Source organism: Streptomyces sp. NPDC046860 (genome assembly GCF_040645115.1).
Classification (GTDB): domain Bacteria; phylum Actinomycetota; class Actinomycetes; order Streptomycetales; family Streptomycetaceae; genus Streptomyces.
Map to the genome: position 1 here is coordinate 1 of NZ_JBEYXQ010000001.1, position 17328 is coordinate 17328.

A 17328-nucleotide genomic window follows, 5' to 3' on the forward strand; every position below is an offset into this window, starting at 1 on the left:
CCCTCGGGGCGTTCCCGGCCGGCTGAGCCGTGACCGGGTCAGGGCGGGGGAGCGCGAGCTTCCCCGCCCTACGAATCCGTCCGCCGCCGGCCCGCTCCAGGACCGGTGGGGCTCCCGCCCCCTCAGATCCCCGCCGCCTCCGACAGGTCCCGCTTGATCGCGGCCAGCAGTTCCGTGGCGCGGGCGCGGGCCGCCGGGAGGGCGGCGCGGTCGGCGACCGGGACCACGACCTCCAGGTAGCACTTCAGCTTGGGCTCGGTGCCGCTCGGGCGGACGATGACGCGGGCGCCGTCCAGGGTGTAGCGCAGGCCGTCCGTGGGCGGGAGGGCGGCCGTGCCCCGGGTGAGGTCCTCCGCCGAGGTGACCGGCAGCCCCGCGAGGGCGGCCGGCGGCCGCTCGCGCAGGCGGCGCATCGCGTCCGCGATCACCGACAGGTCCTCCACCCGCACCGACAGCTGGTCGGTGGCGTGCAGGCCGTGCTCCAGGGCGAGGTCGTCCAGCAGGTCGGGCAGGGTCCGCCCGGCCTCCTTCAGCTCCGACGCCAGCTCGGTGACGAGCAGGGCGGCGGTGATGCCGTCCTTGTCCCGGACGCCCTCGGGGTCCACGCAGTAGCCGAGCGCCTCCTCGTACCCGTAGCGCAGGCCGTCCACGCGGGCGATCCACTTGAAGCCCGTCAGGGTCTCCTCGTGGCCCAGTCCGGCCTTCTCCGCGATCCGGCCCAGCAGGGAGGAGGAGACGATGGACTCCGCGAAGGTGCCGCTCACACCCCGGCCCACCAGGTGGGCGGCGAGCAGCGAGCCCACCTCGTCGCCGCGCAGCATCCGCCAGTCGCCGCCGTCGCGTACGGCCACCGCGCAGCGGTCCGCGTCCGGGTCGTTGGCGATGATCAGGTCCGGCTCGGTGCGGGTCGCCCGGGCGAAGGCGAGGTCCATCGCGCCGGGCTCCTCCGGGTTGGGGAAGGCCACGGTCGGGAAGTCCGGGTCGGGCTCGGCCTGTTCGGCCACCAGCACCGGCTCCGGGAACCCGGCCCGCGCGAACGCCGCGAGCAGCACGTCCTTGCCGACGCCGTGCATCGCGGTGTAGACGGTACGGGCGCTGCGGGCCGACCCCTCGGCCAGCACCGCGTCGGTACGCGCCAGATACGCGTCCAGCACCTCGTCGCCCAGCACCTCCCAGCCGGACTCCGGCCGGGGCACGTCGGCGAGCGCGCGCACCGCGTCGATCCCGGCGGCGATCCCCGCGTCGGCGGGCGGCACGATCTGGGAGCCGTCGCCGAGGTACACCTTGTAGCCGTTGTCGCGCGGCGGGTTGTGGCTGGCCGTGACCTCCACGCCCGCGACCGCGCCCAGGTGCCGTATGGCGAAGGCGAGGACCGGGGTGGGCAGCGGGCGCGGCAGCACCGCGGCGCGCAGTCCGGCGCCGGTGATCACGGCGGCGGTGTCCCGCGCGAAGTCGGCCGACTTGTGCCGGGCGTCGTAGCCGATGACGACCAGGCCGCCGGCCTCCCCCTGGGCCTTCAGGTACGCGGCCAGACCGGCGGCGGCGCGGATGACGACGGCGCGGTTCATCCGCATCGGGCCCGCGCCCAGCTCGCCGCGGAGCCCGGCGGTGCCGAACTGGAGCGTGCCGCCGAACCGTTCGGCCAGTTCCGCCGTGTCCCCGGCGTCGATGAGCTTCGCCAGCTCCTCGCGGGTCTCGGGGTCGGGGTCCTCGGCCAGCCACGCCTGGGCCCGTGCGATCACTTCGTCCTGCACCTCGGGTGAACCTCTCTCTCGATTCCGTCCGCTGCGCCGCGCCGGCTACAGCCGGTTCAGCACCTGTCCCAGCAGCTCGCCCATGCGCGCCGCCGAGTCACGGCCCGCCTGGAGGACCTCCTCGTGGTTCAGCGGCTCGCCCGTCATGCCGGCGGCGAGGTTGGTGACCAGGGAGATGCCCAGCACCTCGGCGCCCGCCTCGCGCGCGGCGATGGCCTCCAGCACCGTGGACATGCCGACGAGGTCGGCGCCGATGACGCGGGCCATGCGGATCTCGGCCGGGGTCTCGTAGTGCGGGCCGGGGAACTGCGCGTAGACGCCCTCCTCCAGGGAGGGGTCGATCTCCTTGCACAGGGCGCGCAGGCGCGGCGAGTACAGGTCGGTGAGGTCGACGAAGTTGGCGCCCACGATCGGGGAGGTGGCCGTCAGGTTCAGGTGGTCGCTGATCAGCACCGGCTGGCCGGGGCGCATGCCCTCGCGCAGGCCGCCGCAGCCGTTGGTCAGCACGATCGTCTTGCAGCCCGCGGCGACGGCGGTACGGACGCCGTGCGCGACGGCGGCGACGCCGCGGCCCTCGTAGTAGTGGGTGCGGCCCAGGAAGACCAGGGCGCGCTTGTCACCGAAGGTGTACGAGCGGATCTTGCCGCCGTGCCCCTCTACGGCCGGCGGCGGGAAGCCGGGCAGCTCGGTCACCTGGAACTCGGCGTCGGGCGCGCCGAGGGCGTCGACGGCCGGGGCCCAGCCGGAGCCCATCACGAGGGCGACGTCGTGGGTCTCGGCGCCGGTGAGTTCGCGCAGGCGCGCGGCGGCGGCGTCGGCGGCGGCGTGCGGGTCGCCCTGGCGGTCGTCCGGAAGGAGAGATGCGTTCACGCGACGAGGGTAGCCGGTGTTCTCCTACGCGCGTAGATGACAGAGCCCACGGGAATGCGATCGTTGTCAGGCAGATTCCGGCAAAGGCTGGGCAAAAGGGCTGCGCAGCGGCCGTGCGGCGTCCAGTACCGCCCCGCCGCACCCGCTTCCCGCCCGGTGCGGGACAATGGGGTACGTGACTCGGATCGTGATCATCGGTGGCGGACCCGGCGGATACGAGGCGGCGCTGACGGCCGCCCAGCTCGGCGCGGAGGTGACCGTCGTGGACTGCGACGGTCTGGGCGGAGCGTCGGTGCTGACCGACTGCGTGCCGTCGAAGACCCTGATCGCCACGGCCGAGGTGATGACCACCTTCGACTCCTCCTACGAGGAGCTGGGCATCATCGTCGCCGACGACACCCCGCACATCGAGCAGGCGGCCCGCGTGGTCGGCGTCGACCTCGGCAAGGTCAACCGCCGGGTGAAGCGGCTCGCGCTCGCCCAGTCCCACGACATCACCGCCTCCGTGACCCGCGCCGGCGCCCGCGTCATGCGCGGCCGGGGCCGCCTGGAGGGCATGCAGGCCCTCGACGGCTCCCGCAAGGTCGTCGTCACCGCCGCCGACGGCACCGAGGAGACCCTCACCGCCGACGCCGTGCTCATCGCGACCGGCGGCCACCCCCGCGAGGTGCCCGACGCGCAGCCCGACGGCGAGCGCATCCTGAACTGGACCCAGGTCTACGACCTCACCGAGCTGCCCGAAGAGCTGATCGTGGTCGGCTCCGGCGTCACCGGTGCCGAGTTCGCCGGTGCCTACCAGGCGCTCGGCTCCAAGGTCACCCTGGTCTCCTCGCGCGACCGCGTGCTGCCGGGCGAGGACCCGGACGCCGCCGCCGTGCTGGAGGACGTCTTCCGCCGCCGCGGCATGAACGTGATGGCCCGCTCCCGCGCCCAGTCCGCCAAGCGGGTCGGCGACCGGGTCGAGGTCACGCTCGCCGACGGCCGCGTGATCACCGGTACGCACTGCCTGATGGCGGTCGGCGCGATCCCGAACAGCGCCGGGCTCGGCCTGGAGGAGGCCGGGGTCAGGCTGCGCGAGTCCGGGCACATCTGGACCGACAGGGTCTCCCGCACCAGCGCGCCCGGCGTGTACGCGGCCGGTGACGTGACCGGCGTGTTCGCGCTGGCCTCCGTCGCGGCGATGCAGGGCCGGATCGCGGTCTACCACTTCCTCGGCGACGCGGTGGCCCCCCTCGACCTCAAGACGGTCTCCTCCAACGTCTTCACCGACCCCGAGATCGCCACCGTCGGCTACACCCAGGCCGACGTGGACGCGGGCAAGATCGACGCGCGCGTGGTGAAGCTGCCGCTGCTGCGCAACCCGCGCGCGAAGATGCAGGGCATCCGGGACGGCTTCGTCAAGATCTTCTGCCGGCCGGGCACCGGGATCGTGGTCGGCGGTGTGGTCGTCGCGCCGCGCGCCTCGGAGCTCATCCACCCGATCTCGATCGCGGTCGACAACAACCTGACGGTCGAGCAGATCGCCAAGGCGTTCACGGTCTACCCGTCGCTGTCCGGCTCGATCGCCGAGGTGGCGCGGCAGTTGCAGACCCGCAAGACGGCCGACGGGGGCTGACGGGGGGCCGAGCGGCCGGGTCCGTGCGGCCCATGCGGGCGGCATAGTCGACCGGTAAAGCCCTATATCACTTCCAGGGTCCGCTTGCGAACAACTTCTGCTATTCGGCGCAAACTGCTGAAAGTAGACGGTCGTTGGGGTTACTGTCAGTTTCGTGTTCGCTGCAGAACGTCGTCAACTGATCCTCGAAATGGTGCGGGCCAACGGAGCGGTGTCGCTCCGTGAGCTCGCCCGCGTCGTCCAGACCTCCGAAGTGACCGTACGGCGGGACGTGCGCGCTCTGGAGGCAGAAGGACTCCTCGACCGCCGGCATGGCGGTGCGGTGTTGCCGGGTGGATTCACGCGAGAGTCCGGCTTCCCGCAGAAATCCCATCTCGCGACCGCGGAGAAGACGGCCATCGCCGACCTCGCCGCGGGACTCGTCGAAGAGGGCGAGGCCATCGTGGTCGGCGCCGGTACGACCACCCAGGAGCTGGCCCGCAGGCTGGCCCGGGTGCCCGGCCTGACCGTGGTCACCAACTCCCTGCTGGTGGCGCAGGCGCTGGCCCACGCCAACCGGGTGGAGGTCGTCATGACCGGCGGCACCCTGCGGGGGTCCAACTACGCCCTCGTCGGTTCCGGCGCCGAGCAGTCCCTCCAGGGCCTGCGCGTCTCCAAGGCGTTCCTCTCCGGGAGCGGTCTGACCGCCGAGCGCGGCCTGTCCACGTCCAACATGCTGTCGGCCTCCGTGGACCGGGCCCTGGTCCAGGCCGCCTCCGAGGTGGTGGTCCTCGCCGACCACACCAAGCTGGGCACGGACACCATGTTCCGTACGGTGCCCACCGAGGCGATCACCCGCCTGGTCACCGACGACCCCCCGGCCCACGACGACCGCGCCGCCACCGAACTCCAGGCCCTGGCCGACCAGGGCGTGCAGATCACGGTGGCCGGAGCGACCGGCGCCCCGGCCCAGGAGACGCCCCCGGCCCCCCGGGGCCAACGCTCCCCACTCCCCGGCCCCCGCCGCGGCCAGGTCCCCGGCGCGGCCCTCCGAGGAGTCCTCAACGACCAGCCAACAGAACGCGCCAGGGTGGCAGACCTGAGGCGCAGGTAGCGCCTGCGGCGGTCGGACCGCTCGTAGTGTTCCGGGCATGACTCAGCCGCACCCCACCACCCTCACAGCCTCGGAGCAGCTGCTCCACCGCCTCACCCACTTCCGGGTGAACCGTTCCTCCGACGGGCCGGCGCTGTACAAGCCGGTGGCGGTGCTGTGGGCCATGGGACGGGCGGCGCGGGGTGAGGCGCGGTTGCTGTCCTGGTCCCAGACGGAGCGGGGACTGAATGAGGCGCTGAAAGCCCAGGGAGCGCCCCAGAAACCCGAGTTCGGGGTGTCGTCCCTCTACCACGACAAACTGTGGTCGCTGCCAGGCCAGGACGACGTGCCCACGGCACACGGACACCCGAAGCCGTGGTTCACCGAGCGGCAGCCGCTGGGTGGCCCTGCCGAGGAGGTCTATGCCCTCTTCCGGGACTCCACCGTGGCCCGGCTCGCGGTGCGGGAGCATTTGCTGGAGCTGTACTTCGGGGACCGCGACCCGGGGCCGCTGCTCGCCGAGCCCGCGCCGGCGGGTGCCGAGCCGGAGCCATCCACGGCCCCGGAGCCGTTGGACCTTCCGTTGCCGAGGCCGCGGGCGGGTGATCCCGAGCCGTGGCTCGTCACCGCGGTCGAGTACGAACAGGGCTGCCGTCTGCTGGAGCTGACGGAGGAACGGCGGCACGGCACGCGGGCCCCCGCCGATGGCAGCCGGCCTCGCCGCTCGTCGGCCGCCCGGCTGCTGGTGCTGGGCCGTAGCGAGGGGCGCTGTGAGAACCCGGAGTGCGCCGGGCAGCCGGAGGAGCTGACGGACCGGGGGCTGCCGCTGCTGGAGGTCGACCATGTGCGGGACCTGGCCCTGGGCGGCCGCGACCACCCCGGCCAGATGGTCGCTCTCTGCCCCAACTGCCACGCCGTCAAGACCCGTGGCCGTTCCCGCGAGCGGCTGCGCACGCTGCTGCTGAGGGTCGCCGAGGAGCGGCACCGGGCGAAGTCCGCCGGGAAATGACGAACGCCCGGCACTTGGCCGGGCGTTCATCACAGTGCGCCGGAGCGCGTCAGTTGCGCGTCAGTCCTTGATCTCGCAGATCGGGGCGCCCGAGGTGATGGAGGCGCCGATCTCCGCGAGGAGGCCCTTGACGGTGCCCGCTCGGTGGGCGTTGAGGGGCTGCTCCATCTTCATGGCCTCCAGGACGACGATCAGGTCGCCCTCCTGGACCGTCTGGCCCTCCTCGACGGCCACCTTGACGATGGTGCCCTGCATCGGGGAGGCGAGGGTGTCGCCGGAGGCGGCGGGGCCGGACTTCTTGGCCGCGCGGCGCTTGGGCTTGGCGCCCGCCGCGAGGCCGGTGCGGGCCAGGGACATGCCGAGCGACGAGGGGAGGGAGACCTCCAGGCGCTTGCCGCCCACCTCGACGACGACCGTCTCACGGCCCAGCTCCTCGTCCGCGTCCGCGTCGGCGGGGGCGGTGAAGGGCTTGATCTCGTTGACGAACTCGGTCTCGATCCAGCGGGTGTGGACCGTGAAGGGGTCCTTGGAGCCGGTCAGCTCCGGGGCGAAGGCCGCGTCCCGGACCACCACGCGGTGGAAGGGGATCGCCGTGGCCATGCCCTCGACCTGGAACTCGTCCAGCGCGCGGGCGGCCCGCTCCAGGGCCTCCTTGCGGGTGCGGCCGGTGACGACCAGCTTGGCCAGCAGGGAGTCCCACGCCGGGCCGATGACCGAGCCGGACTCCACGCCCGCGTCCAGGCGGACACCGGGACCGGTCGGCGCCTCGAAGCGGGTGACCGTACCGGGGGCGGGGAGGAAGCCCCGGCCCGGGTCCTCGCCGTTGATGCGGAACTCGAAGGAGTGCCCGCGCAGCTCGGGGTCGCCGTAGCCCAGCTCCTCGCCGTCGGCGATACGGAACATCTCGCGGACCAGGTCGATGCCGGCGACCTCCTCGGTCACCGGGTGCTCGACCTGGAGGCGGGTGTTGACCTCCAGGAAGGAGATCGTGCCGTCCTGGCCGACCAGGAACTCACAGGTGCCGGCGCCCTCGTAGGCGGCCTCCTTGAGGATGGCCTTGGACGCCCGGTACAGCTCGGCGACCTGCTCCTCGGAGAGGAACGGCGCCGGGGCCTCCTCGACCAGCTTCTGGTGGCGGCGCTGGAGCGAGCAGTCACGGGTGGAGACGACGACCACGTTGCCGTGCTTGTCGGCCAGGCACTGGGTCTCCACGTGCCGCGGGCGGTCGAGGTAGCGCTCCACGAAGCACTCGCCCCGGCCGAACGCGGCGACGGCCTCGCGGACCGCCGAGTCGTACAGCTCCGGCACCTCTTCGAGGGTGCGGGCGACCTTCAGGCCGCGACCGCCACCGCCGAAGGCGGCCTTGATGGCGATCGGGAGGCCGTGTTCCTTCGCGAAGGCCACGACCTCGTCCGCGCCCGAGACGGGGTCCGGAGTACCGGCGACCAGCGGGGCACCCGCGCGCTGCGCGATGTGCCGGGCGGCGACCTTGTCGCCGAGGTCCCGGATGGCCTGCGGCGGCGGGCCGATCCAGTTCAGGCCCGCGTCCAGCACGGCCTGGGCGAACTCGGCGTTCTCCGAGAGGAACCCGTAGCCGGGGTGGATGGCGTCCGCGCCGGACTCCCGGGCGGCGTTCAGGACCTTCTCGATGTCCAGGTAGCTGGTGGCCGGGGTGTCACCGCCCAGGGCGAACGCCTCATCCGCGGCCCGGACGTGCAGAGCGTCCCGGTCCGGGTCGGCGTACACGGCCACGCTCGCGATACCTGCGTCTCGGCAGGCCCGCGCCACACGGACAGCGATTTCGCCACGGTTGGCGATGAGCACCTTGCGCACGATTGAGGCTCCCTCCTTGAAACAAGCCGAGTTTAGGGACAGCCGACACGACACTTCGACCCGTCCCCAATGGTGAGCTTGCCCACACGGAGCGTGATGCGAGGCCCGCTCGACCCGCGAAAGCCCTTGTCGCACCTCGGTACGCAGGACTCCACCGGAAAACCCTAGCCCCGTCATGTGGTCAAGGTCTCTGTGAGAGCGTGCTGCGGGCCACGCGGTTTCTTTGTGGAGTCCCTACGAATGGCCCAATGATTCTTTGCGGTCGGCCGAGGTCTTGTCCCCGCTCTTACCCGTTAGTAGCGTTCGCGCTGACCGGCGTACTGCCGGTAACAGGTGATCCGCGGGGGCGGCGGCGAAGGTGGGGTGGGACCGGTGGTGCGCAGACCGGTGGCATGGATCGTGACGGTGGTCCTGCTGGCCGAGGCGGTCGGCGTAGCGGGGGTGAACTGGCTGCTCGGGACGGTGGTGAGCAACCAGAACATGTCCCTGGCCGGGCTGGACCCCCATGCGATGGCGACGTCCGCGAAGGCGGGAGCCGTGGTCTTCGGGCTCTACTTCGCCTTCTGCGCCCTGGTCGCCCTGCTGGTCGCGGTGCGCGACCGCGCCCCGGCCGGTCTCGGCCGCGTCCTGCTGATCAGCGTCGCCGTGGTGAACGCCCTGCTGGGCGCGGTCGCCTGGGGCCTGCAGGGGCCCTCGGCCTTCCTGGTGCTGATGGCGGTCTTCGCCCTGATCGTCCTGCTGCTGATGACGTACGACCGTCCGCGCGACGCGGGCGCCCGGCCGGCCGGCGATCCGCCCGGGCAGGGCGGTGCCCCCGAGGCCGTCCCGGAACCGGTCCCCACGTCCACCCCTACGGGTGACGCTCAGGGCCGTCCGGCCGACACCGGGAAGATCACTCGGACGGCGCCCACAACTCCGTGATCCCGACACCCAGTTCGCGCAGCAGCTTGCGGACCAGGGGGAGGCTGATGCCGATCACGTTGCCGTGGTCGCCCTCGATGCCCTCGATGAAGGGTGCCGAGCGGCCGTCCAGGGTGAAGGCCCCGGCGACGTGGAGGGGCTCGCCGGAGGCGACGTAGCGGGCGATCTCCTCGTCGGTGGGCTCGCCGAAGCGGACCACGGTGGAGGCGGTCGCGGACACGTACCTCTTCGCCGCGGTGTCCCACACGCAGTGCCCGGTCTGGAGGACCCCGGCGCGGCCGCGCATCGCCTTCCAGCGGGCGGTGGCCTCCTCGGAGTCGGCGGGCTTGCCGAGCGCCTGGCCGTCCAGCTCCAGCACCGAGTCGCAGCCGATCACCAGCGCGCCCCGCACCTCGGGCCGGGCCGCCACCACGGACGCCTTGGCCTCGGCCAGGGCGAGCGCCAGCTCGGCCGGGGTGGGGGCGCTGACGGCGTCCTCGTCCACCCCGCTCACGATCACCTCGGGCGCCAGCCCGGCCTGCCGCAGCAGACCCAGACGGGCGGGGGACTGGGAGGCGAGCACGAGACGGCGGCGCTGGTCTGTCATGCGATCAGCCTAGCGCCGCGGCCGTTCTCACCTCAGCCCGATGACGATCATCGCCAGCACCATGGCCAGGGCCATGAAGAGGCCGAGCCGCCTGAGCTTCTCCTCCATGTGACGGAGTTCCTCGGGCGGCTCGTTCTCCGGGTCTGACCACAGCATGGCTCCAGCCTGCGGCGCGGCCCGGTCCGCGCGCCTGAGTACCCGTACTCAGGTTCCCGCTCAGCCCGGCCAGTAGGTGCGCGACCAGGACACCGGCCCCGGCCGGGGCAGGCGCCGGGCCGCGATGCGGGCCGGGTCCGACCACGCGTCCCGGGGATCCTCCGCGCCGGGCGACGGCTCGGCCGCCGCCGCGGCGCGGGCGCGGACCACCGCCAGAGCGGCGGCCAGCTCCTCCGGGGTGGGATTGCCTCGTACGACCTTGATGTTCATGACGGCTCCCGGGTCCGCGGGTCTACAGGGGGATGTTGCCGTGCTTCTTCGGGGGCAGGGATTCCCGCTTCGTGCGCAGCTGACGCAGGCCCCGGACGACGTGCGCGCGGGTGTCCGACGGCATGATCACCGCGTCGACGTAGCCGCGCTCGGCCGCCACGTACGGGTTGAGCAGCGCGTCCTCGTACTCCCGCAGCAGCCGCGCCCGGGTCTCCTCGCCCGCGCCGTCGGCCTCCGCCTCGGCGATGGTGCGGCGGTGCAGGATGTTGACCGCGCCCTGCGCGCCCATCACCGCGATCTGCGCGGTCGGCCAGGCCAGGTTGAGGTCGGCGCCCAGGTGCTTGGAGCCCATCACGTCGTACGCGCCGCCGAACGCCTTGCGGGTGATGACGGTGATCAGCGGGACGGTGGCCTCGGCGTAGGCGTAGATCAGCTTGGCGCCGCGCCGGATGATGCCGTCGTGCTCCTGGTCGACGCCCGGCAGGAAGCCGGGCACGTCCACGAAGGTGAGCACCGGGATGTTGAACGCGTCGCAGGTGCGCACGAACCGGGCGGCCTTCTCGGACGCCGTGATGTCCAGGCAGCCCGCGAACTGCATCGGCTGGTTGGCCACCAGGCCCACCGGATGCCCCTCGACCCGGCCGAACCCGGTGAGGATGTTCGGCGCGAACAGGGCCTGCGTCTCGAAGAACTCCCCGTCGTCCAGGACGTGTTCGAGCACGGTGTGCATGTCGTACGGCTGGTTGGCGCTGTCCGGCACGAGGACGTCCAGCTCGCGGTCCTCGTCGGTGAGGGCGAGGTCCGCCTCCTCCGGGTAGACCGGGGCCTCGCTGAGGTTGTTGGACGGCAGGTACGACAGCAGCTGCTTGACGTACTCGATCGCGTCCTTCTCGTCGCCCGCCATGTGGTGGGCCACACCCGAATTGGTGTTGTGGGTGCGCGCGCCGCCCAGCTCCTCGAAACCGACGTCCTCGCCGGTGACCGTCTTGATCACATCGGGGCCGGTGATGAACATGTGCGAGGTCTGGTCGACCATCACCGTGAAGTCGGTGATCGCGGGGGAGTACACCGCGCCGCCCGCGCACGGGCCGACGACCAGGCTGATCTGCGGGATCACCCCGGAGGCGTGGGTGTTGCGGCGGAAGATCTCGCCGTACGCGCCGAGCGAGGCGACACCCTCCTGGATGCGGGCGCCGCCGGAGTCGTTGATGCCGATGACCGGGCAGCCGGTCTTCAGCGCGAAGTCCATGACCTTGACGATCTTCTGGCCGTACACCTCGCCGAGGGCGCCGCCGAAGACGGTGAAGTCCTGCGAGAACACGGCCACCGGGCGGCCGTCCACCGTGCCGTACCCGGTGACGACACCGTCGCCGTACGGGCGGTTCGCCTCCAGGCCGAAGTTGGTGGAGCGGTGGCGGGCGAACTCGTCCAGCTCGACGAACGAGTCCTCGTCCAGGAGGAGTTCGATGCGCTCACGCGCCGTCAGCTTGCCCTTGGCGTGTTGCTTCTCCACCGCGCGTTCGGAGCCGGCGTGCGTCGCCTCGTGAATGCGTCGCTGAAGATCAGCGAGCTTCCCGGCGGTCGTGTGGATGTCGGTCTCGTGACGCTCTTCCGGCTCGGACATCGGGATGCGGCTCCCTGCCTGCTCAAAAGGGGGGACGATTACTCATCCGTAGCGTAGTGCGGGGCCCACCTCCCGGGAGTGCGGTCTTTCCCACACCTAGGGTGACTTGCATGACGCCGCACAATGCCTCAGGTCCCAGCCGCTGGTCCGACCTCGACCGCCCGCCGCTCGACGCCGCCGCGCTGCGCCGCGCCCTCGTCCGGGAGGGCGGACTGTGGTCCTCGGTCGACGTGGTCCAGCGCACCGGGTCCACCAACTCCGACCTCGTGGCCCGCGCCGCCTCCGGCACGGCGGAGGAGGGCGCGGTGCTCGTCGCCGAGGAACAGACGGCGGGGCGCGGCCGGCTGGACCGGCGCTGGACGGCACCGCCGCGCTCGGGCCTCTTCTTCTCCGTCCTGCTGCGCCCGGCCGGGGTGCCGCTGGAGCGCTGGGGCTGGCTGCCGCTGCTGACCGGCGTCGCGGTGGCCACCGGGCTGTCCCGCGCGGCGGGCGTCGACACGGCGCTGAAGTGGCCGAACGACCTGCTGGTCACGGTGGACGGCGGGGAGCGCAAGGCGGGCGGCATCCTCGCCGAGCGGGCGGGGGAGGACGGCGTGGTCGTCGGCGTCGGCCTCAACGTCACCCTGCGCGCCGACGAACTCCCCGTTCCCCAGGCGGGTTCGCTGGCGCTGGCGAACTCCGTGAGCACGGACCGCGACACGCTGCTCCGCTCCGTGCTCCGCTCCCTGGAGACCTGGTACGACCGCTGGCGCGCGGCCGACGGCGACCCGGTCGCCAGCACCCTCCAGGAGACCTACGCGGCCGGCTGCGCCACCCTCGGCCGCCAGGTCCGCGCGGAACTCCCCGGCGACCGGGACCTGACCGGGGAGGCGGTGGCGATCGACGGGGACGGACGGCTGGTCATCGCCACGGCGGAGGGGAAGCGGGAGGCGGTCGGCGCGGGCGACATCGTGCATCTGCGGCCGGCGTAGCGGCGGGCGTTTCCGGGTCTCCCGTGGGTGTTCCCCGGGTATTTCCCTGGGTGTCCTCGGGCGTTTCCGGGTGTCTGCAGGTGTTTCCGGGTGCCCTCGGGGTGTCGCGGGGTGCCTCCCCGGGCGTTCCCGGGCGGCGAGAGCGGGCAGAGGGGCGTGAGGGCGCCGAACCGCGCCCCCGGTGTGCGCTGTGCGCGCGGGGCGGTGCTTCCGGGGGCCGCGCGGTGCGTCCGGGCGGGCGGTCCCGGCGGAGTGAGCTGGCGCACACCTGCCGTAGAGTTGAGGCCGGTCGGACCTGACCGCGGCAGATCGGAAGGGCAGCAGGCGTGAGCGTCGACGACACGGGCTCCGGCGCGGGCGCGGAGGGCCGGGTGGACCCCGACGCCCCCGACCCCGGCGACGACCCGCTCGCCCTCCGCCTCGAACAGCTCATCCTCGGCGCCGAGCGCCGCTACACCCCCTTCCAGGCCGCCCGCAGCGCCGGTGTCTCCATGGAACTGGCCTCCCGTTTCTGGCGGGCCATGGGCTTCGCCGACATCGGCCAGGCCAAGGCGCTCACCGAGGCCGACGTCCTCGCCCTGCGGCGGCTGGCCGGTCTGGTCGAGGCGGGGCTGCTCAGCGAGGCGATGGCGGTACAGGTCGCCCGCTCCACCGGGCAGACCACCGCCCGGTTGGCCGAATGGCAGATCGACTCCTTCCTGGAGGGCCTGACCGAGCCCCCCGAGCCGGGCATGACCCGGACCGAGGTCACGTACCCGATCATCGAGCTGCTCCTGCCCGAGCTGGAGGAGTTCCTCGTCTACGTCTGGCGCCGCCAGCTCGCGGCGTCCGCCGGGCGCGTGGTGCAGAACGTGGACGACGCGGAGATGGTCGACCGGCGGCTCGCCGTCGCCTTCGCCGACCTCGTCGGCTTCACCCGGCTCACCCGCCGGATGGAGGAGGAGGAACTCGGCGAACTGGTCGAGGCGTTCGAGACCACCGCGGCCGACCTCGTGGCCGCGCGCGGCGGCCGCCTCATCAAGACCCTGGGCGACGAGGTGCTGTACGTCGCCGACGACGCCGCCACCGCCGCCGACATCGCGCTGCGCCTGGTCGAGACGCTGTCCAACGACGAGACGATGCCCGAACTGCGGGTCGGCATGGCCTTCGGCACGGTGACCACGCGGATGGGCGACGTGTTCGGCACCACCGTGAACCTCGCCTCCCGGCTGACCTCGATCGCACCCCGTGACGCCGTGCTGGTCGACAGCGCCTTCGCGGAGGAGCTGATCCGCACCGGTCTGGCGCCCGCCTCCGAGGCGGACGCGGCGGAGGCCGCCGCCACCGCCGAGAAGGAGGGCGAGGCGCCCCCGGAGTACCGCTTCGGGCTCCGCCCGATGTGGCAGCGCTCGGTGCGCGGCCTGGGCATGGTCGAGCCCTGGCTGCTGGCCCGCCGGGGCGAAGAGGGCTGACGGCCCCTACCCGCCCCGCAACTCCAGACAGAGTCCCAGTACGGGCACGCACACGCCCTTGCTCTCCGGCGGAGGCGTGGGCGGTGGCGCACTGCTCCGGGTCGGCGCAGGTGGCGGTGCCTGCGGCGGCGGGGCGGGGGCTTCGGTGGGCGTGTGCGGCGTGGCGGGTGTGTGCGGTGCGGGCGGGGGCTGCGGTACGCCGGTCGCGGCGGCGGAAGGCCGAACGGTCCCGCCGGTGGGTGCGGAGGTCGCCTCGGTTCCGGCGGTGACCGTGCCGCTCGGCGCGGGACCCGCCTCCCGCCGGCCGGAGGCGCTCGCGGTCGAGGCCGACGGTACGGCGACGACGGTCGCCGAGACCTCCGGCGAGGGGCCGGCGCCGCCCAGTTTCCACGGCCGCCGGGGCTCCGCCTCGGCGGTACCCGGCCCGGCGTCCGGCGCGATCCGCACGAGGCTCGACACCGCGAGGGCGAGCACGGCCGCCCCGGCCAGCAGCAGCACCACCCGTCGCCCGCGCCGATGCCGACCGCGCCGCAGCGCGGCCACGGCACGACACGTCAGGGTGGGCGGGTCCGGTTCCGGGAGCGGGGGGAGCACGGCGGTCGGGGCGACCGGGACGGGCGGGGCCGCGACTGGTTTCGGCCGGTCGGTGGAGGCGGCACCGGGTTCCGCCCGTCCGGGTGCCTCGCGCGTGCTCGCCTCGGGGCGACCGGTCGCCCCGGCCCTGCTGACTCCCGCCTGCGGCGGACCAGCGGCTCCGCTCCGTGCCGCCCTCGTGGTCGCCCCCGCTCCGGTCCGGGGCAGGCCGTCACGCCCGCCTCCCGCGGCCGCTCCCCGGACGACCCCCGTCCGCACCCGGAACGACACCCCCGGCGGCTTGGTCGGGTCGGTCGGGATGCGCCCCGGCGACACCAGCGGAACCGATTCGGCGGCGGGCCGTGGCGGAGGCGTGGGGGACTTCGGCTCCCTCGGTGTCATGTGCTCCGCTCCTCCCCGCCGCCGCGCCGCCGGGCGCGTCAGCCGAGTGGGACGGTAGGCGCTCGTGCGGGTGGTCCGGGCCCGGTCGGCGGGGGCATCACCCGATCGGGTGGGTTCCGCTCTTTTCCGGGGACCGGTCCTGCTGCGATGATCGGCCCCACAGTGTGTTAACCCGCGTTAACCGGAGGGTGTCATGAGCGAGGAGCGGTACGGGGAGTTCGTGCTGGTGCGCAGGCACGGGTACGTGGCCGAGCTGGTGCTGGACCGGCCCAAGGCCATGAACGCCGTGTCGACGGAGATGGCCCGTTCCCTCGCGGCCGCCTGCGCGGCGCTCGCGGCCGACCGGGACGCCCGGGTGGTCGTACTGACGTCCTCCAGCGAACGCGCGTTCTGTGTCGGCGCGGATCTGAAGGAGCGGAACTCCTTCAGCGACGCCGACCTGGTCCGGCAGCGCCCGACGGCGCGCGGCGCGTACACCGGGGTGCTGGAGCTGCCGGTGCCGACGATCGCGGCGGTGCACGGCTTCGCGCTCGGCGGCGGCTTCGAACTGGCGCTGGCCTGCGACCTGATCGTCGCCGACGCCACGGCCGTGGTCGGGCTGCCGGAGGTCTCCGTGGGCGTGATCCCGGGCGGCGGCGGCACGCAGCTGCTGCCGAGGCGGGTCGGCGCCGCGCGCGCGGCCGAGCTGATCTTCACGGCCCGCCGGGTCGACGCGCCGGAGGCGGCCGCGCTCGGACTCGTCGACCAGCTCACCGAGGCCGGCCAGGACCGCGAGGACGCGCTCGCGCTGGCCGCGAAGATCGCGGCGAACTCCCCGGTGGGCCTCCGCTCGGCCAAGCGCGCCCTCCGGCTGGGCATGGGCCTGGATCTGCGAGCCGGTCTGGAGGTCGAGGACGCGGCCTGGCGGGCGACCGCCTTCTCCGGCGACCGCCCGGAGGGCGTCGCGGCCTTCAACGAGAAGCGCGCGCCGCAGTGGCCGGGGGAGTGAGCCGGGTGCGCCGCTGACCACCTGATCGCCCGCGCCGATGCCCCTGATGTGCGCATTCGTCCCTAACCTGGGGTGATGGGAGAGGATGATCGGCTCGCTGCCGTGGTGGGGCTCGCGCAGGGGATGGCGGCCGCGCACACGGCCCCGGAGTCCTGGCGGGCGGCGGCGCTGGGCGCCTGCCGGGCACTGGCCGGGAACTTCGCCGCGCTGTCGGTGTGGGAGCGGGAGCGGGGCCGGCTCAGGGTCCTGGTGAACGTCGGCAGGCGCGCCGAGGGCGAGGAGGAGTTCCCGGAGTCGGAGACGTACCCGGTCCACCAGTTCCCGGAGATCACCGAGTTCCTGCACGAGCGCTGGGCCGGGGGCGGTGGCCCCAACGCCTGGGTGGAGACCGCGCAGGGCCCGGCCGCGGGCACCCCCGGTTACACCCACCAGCGGGTCGCCGCGCTGCGCCGCCGGGGCCGGGGCTGCTGTGTGGTCGCGCCCGTCGTGCTGCACGGCCGGGCGTGGGGCGAGCTGTACGTGGCCCGGGCGGCCGGGGTGCCGGTCTTCGACCACGGGGACGCCGACTTCGCCACCGTGCTGGCCGCGGTCGTCGCCGCCGGGCTCGCGCAGACCGAGCGGCTGGAGGAGGCCCGGCGGCTGGCCTTCACCGACGCCCTCACCGGTCTGGCCAACCGCCGCGCGGTCGACGTACGGCTGGAGGAGGCGGTGGAGCGGCACCGGGCGGACGGGTCGGTCGTCAGCCTCGTCGTCTGCGACCTGAACGGGCTCAAGCGGGTCAACGACACTCATGGGCACGCCGTGGGGGACCGGCTGCTGGAGCGGTTCGGGTCGGTGCTGTCACTGTGCGGGGCGATGCTGCCGGGCGCGCTGGCGGCGCGGCTCGGCGGGGACGAGTTCTGTCTGCTGGCGCTCGGGCCCCCGGCCGAGGACGTGGTGGTGGCGGCGGGCGAGCTGTGCCGCCGGGCGGGTGCGCTGGAGCTGGGCGAGGGGGTGGCCTGCGGGGTCGCCTCCACGGGGCACGACATCGGCCCGGTGCGCGACGCCCGGCGGCTGTTCCGGCTGGCCGACGCGGCGCAGTACCGGGCCAAGGCGGACCGCGCGGACCTGCCCGTGGTGGCCGGCCGGGAGGGCCCGGACGACCCGGTCGTACGGTTGGCGGACGAGGCGACTCCGCCCGCGCGGACCGAGCGGCGCAGGTTCCGGGGCCGCCGCCGGCCGTGACGGGGTAAG

The 17328-nt window shown here is 73.5% G+C and carries 16 protein-coding genes; 8 read left to right on the forward strand and 8 right to left on the reverse strand.

Annotated features, from left to right (window positions below; all coding sequences use genetic code 11):
* Window positions 1–122: 122 nt before the first annotated feature.
* Together ABZ898_RS00005 and ABZ898_RS00010 are read right to left on the reverse strand one after the other, a co-directional pair.
* Complete coding sequence (locus tag ABZ898_RS00005) at window positions 123–1754, reverse strand: phospho-sugar mutase (protein ID WP_361651138.1); 1632 nt, start codon at window positions 1752–1754, stop codon at window positions 123–125.
* Window positions 1755–1799: 45 nt separating this feature from the next.
* Window positions 1800–2624: a purine-nucleoside phosphorylase gene (locus ABZ898_RS00010; RefSeq protein ID WP_361651140.1), complete on the reverse strand. Its 825-nt coding sequence runs from the start codon at window positions 2622–2624 to the stop codon at window positions 1800–1802.
* 166 nt (window positions 2625–2790) lie between these two features.
* Between ABZ898_RS00010 and ABZ898_RS00015 the strand changes: the two genes are divergently transcribed.
* From ABZ898_RS00015 to ABZ898_RS00025, 3 genes are all read left to right on the forward strand, one after another.
* Window positions 2791–4239, forward strand: a complete 1449-nt coding sequence (locus ABZ898_RS00015) for an NAD(P)H-quinone dehydrogenase (protein WP_361651142.1) — start codon at window positions 2791–2793, stop codon at window positions 4237–4239.
* Between the two features lie 154 nt (window positions 4240–4393).
* Window positions 4394–5332, forward strand: a complete 939-nt coding sequence (locus ABZ898_RS00020) for a DeoR/GlpR family DNA-binding transcription regulator (RefSeq protein WP_361651144.1) — start codon at window positions 4394–4396, stop codon at window positions 5330–5332.
* A 37-nt stretch (window positions 5333–5369) separates the two neighbouring features.
* Entirely contained in the window at window positions 5370–6320 is a 951-nt protein-coding gene (locus tag ABZ898_RS00025; protein ID WP_361651145.1) for an HNH endonuclease signature motif containing protein, read from the forward strand.
* A 60-nt stretch (window positions 6321–6380) separates the two neighbouring features.
* On the opposite strand, the gene ABZ898_RS00030 is transcribed toward ABZ898_RS00025, so the two are convergent.
* Entirely contained in the window at window positions 6381–8153 is a 1773-nt protein-coding gene (locus tag ABZ898_RS00030; RefSeq protein ID WP_361651147.1) for a biotin carboxylase N-terminal domain-containing protein, read from the reverse strand.
* Window positions 8154–8540: 387 nt separating this feature from the next.
* On the opposite strand from ABZ898_RS00030, the gene ABZ898_RS00035 reads away from it, so the two are divergent.
* Window positions 8541–9074, forward strand: coding sequence for a hypothetical protein (locus tag ABZ898_RS00035; RefSeq protein ID WP_361651149.1), 534 nt, complete (start codon window positions 8541–8543; stop codon window positions 9072–9074).
* Here ABZ898_RS00035 and ABZ898_RS00040 read toward each other — a convergent pair.
* The 4 genes from ABZ898_RS00040 to ABZ898_RS00055 are packed head-to-tail and all read right to left on the reverse strand — an operon-like array spanning window position 9046 to window position 11710.
* Window positions 9046–9660, reverse strand: a complete 615-nt coding sequence (locus ABZ898_RS00040) for a nucleoside triphosphate pyrophosphatase (protein WP_361651151.1) — start codon at window positions 9658–9660, stop codon at window positions 9046–9048. The two genes, ABZ898_RS00035 and ABZ898_RS00040, sit on opposite strands and share 29 nt — an antisense overlap.
* A gap of 27 nt (window positions 9661–9687) precedes the next feature.
* Entirely contained in the window at window positions 9688–9816 is a 129-nt protein-coding gene (locus ABZ898_RS00045) for a hypothetical protein (RefSeq protein WP_086693449.1), read from the reverse strand.
* Between the two features lie 60 nt (window positions 9817–9876).
* A complete protein-coding gene (locus tag ABZ898_RS00050) occupies window positions 9877–10086 on the reverse strand; it encodes an acyl-CoA carboxylase subunit epsilon (protein ID WP_361651153.1) in 210 nt (69 codons plus the stop codon).
* 22 nt (window positions 10087–10108) lie between these two features.
* Window positions 10109–11710, reverse strand: coding sequence for an acyl-CoA carboxylase subunit beta (locus ABZ898_RS00055; RefSeq protein ID WP_361651155.1), 1602 nt, complete (start codon window positions 11708–11710; stop codon window positions 10109–10111).
* Between the two features lie 110 nt (window positions 11711–11820).
* Between ABZ898_RS00055 and ABZ898_RS00060 the strand changes: the two genes are divergently transcribed.
* Together ABZ898_RS00060 and ABZ898_RS00065 are read left to right on the forward strand one after the other, a co-directional pair.
* A complete protein-coding gene (locus tag ABZ898_RS00060; protein ID WP_361651157.1) occupies window positions 11821–12681 on the forward strand; it encodes a biotin--[acetyl-CoA-carboxylase] ligase in 861 nt (286 codons plus the stop codon).
* 326 nt (window positions 12682–13007) lie between these two features.
* Window positions 13008–14132, forward strand: a complete 1125-nt coding sequence (locus ABZ898_RS00065) for an adenylate/guanylate cyclase domain-containing protein (protein ID WP_361651159.1) — start codon at window positions 13008–13010, stop codon at window positions 14130–14132.
* Window positions 14133–14138: 6 nt separating this feature from the next.
* On the opposite strand, the gene ABZ898_RS00070 is transcribed toward ABZ898_RS00065, so the two are convergent.
* Window positions 14139–14675 carry a hypothetical protein gene (locus ABZ898_RS00070; RefSeq protein ID WP_361651161.1) on the reverse strand — a complete coding sequence of 179 codons (537 nt, stop codon included), beginning with the start codon at window positions 14673–14675 and terminating at the stop codon, window positions 14139–14141.
* 625 nt (window positions 14676–15300) lie between these two features.
* Between ABZ898_RS00070 and ABZ898_RS00075 the strand changes: the two genes are divergently transcribed.
* Both ABZ898_RS00075 and ABZ898_RS00080 read left to right on the forward strand, forming a co-directional pair.
* Window positions 15301–16095 carry an enoyl-CoA hydratase-related protein gene (locus tag ABZ898_RS00075; RefSeq protein ID WP_361651162.1) on the forward strand — a complete coding sequence of 265 codons (795 nt, stop codon included), beginning with the start codon at window positions 15301–15303 and terminating at the stop codon, window positions 16093–16095.
* A 75-nt stretch (window positions 16096–16170) separates the two neighbouring features.
* Window positions 16171–17319 (forward strand): GGDEF domain-containing protein, encoded by a 1149-nt coding sequence (locus ABZ898_RS00080; RefSeq protein ID WP_361651163.1) that lies wholly within the window; start codon window positions 16171–16173, stop codon window positions 17317–17319.
* Window positions 17320–17328 lie beyond the last annotated feature (9 nt).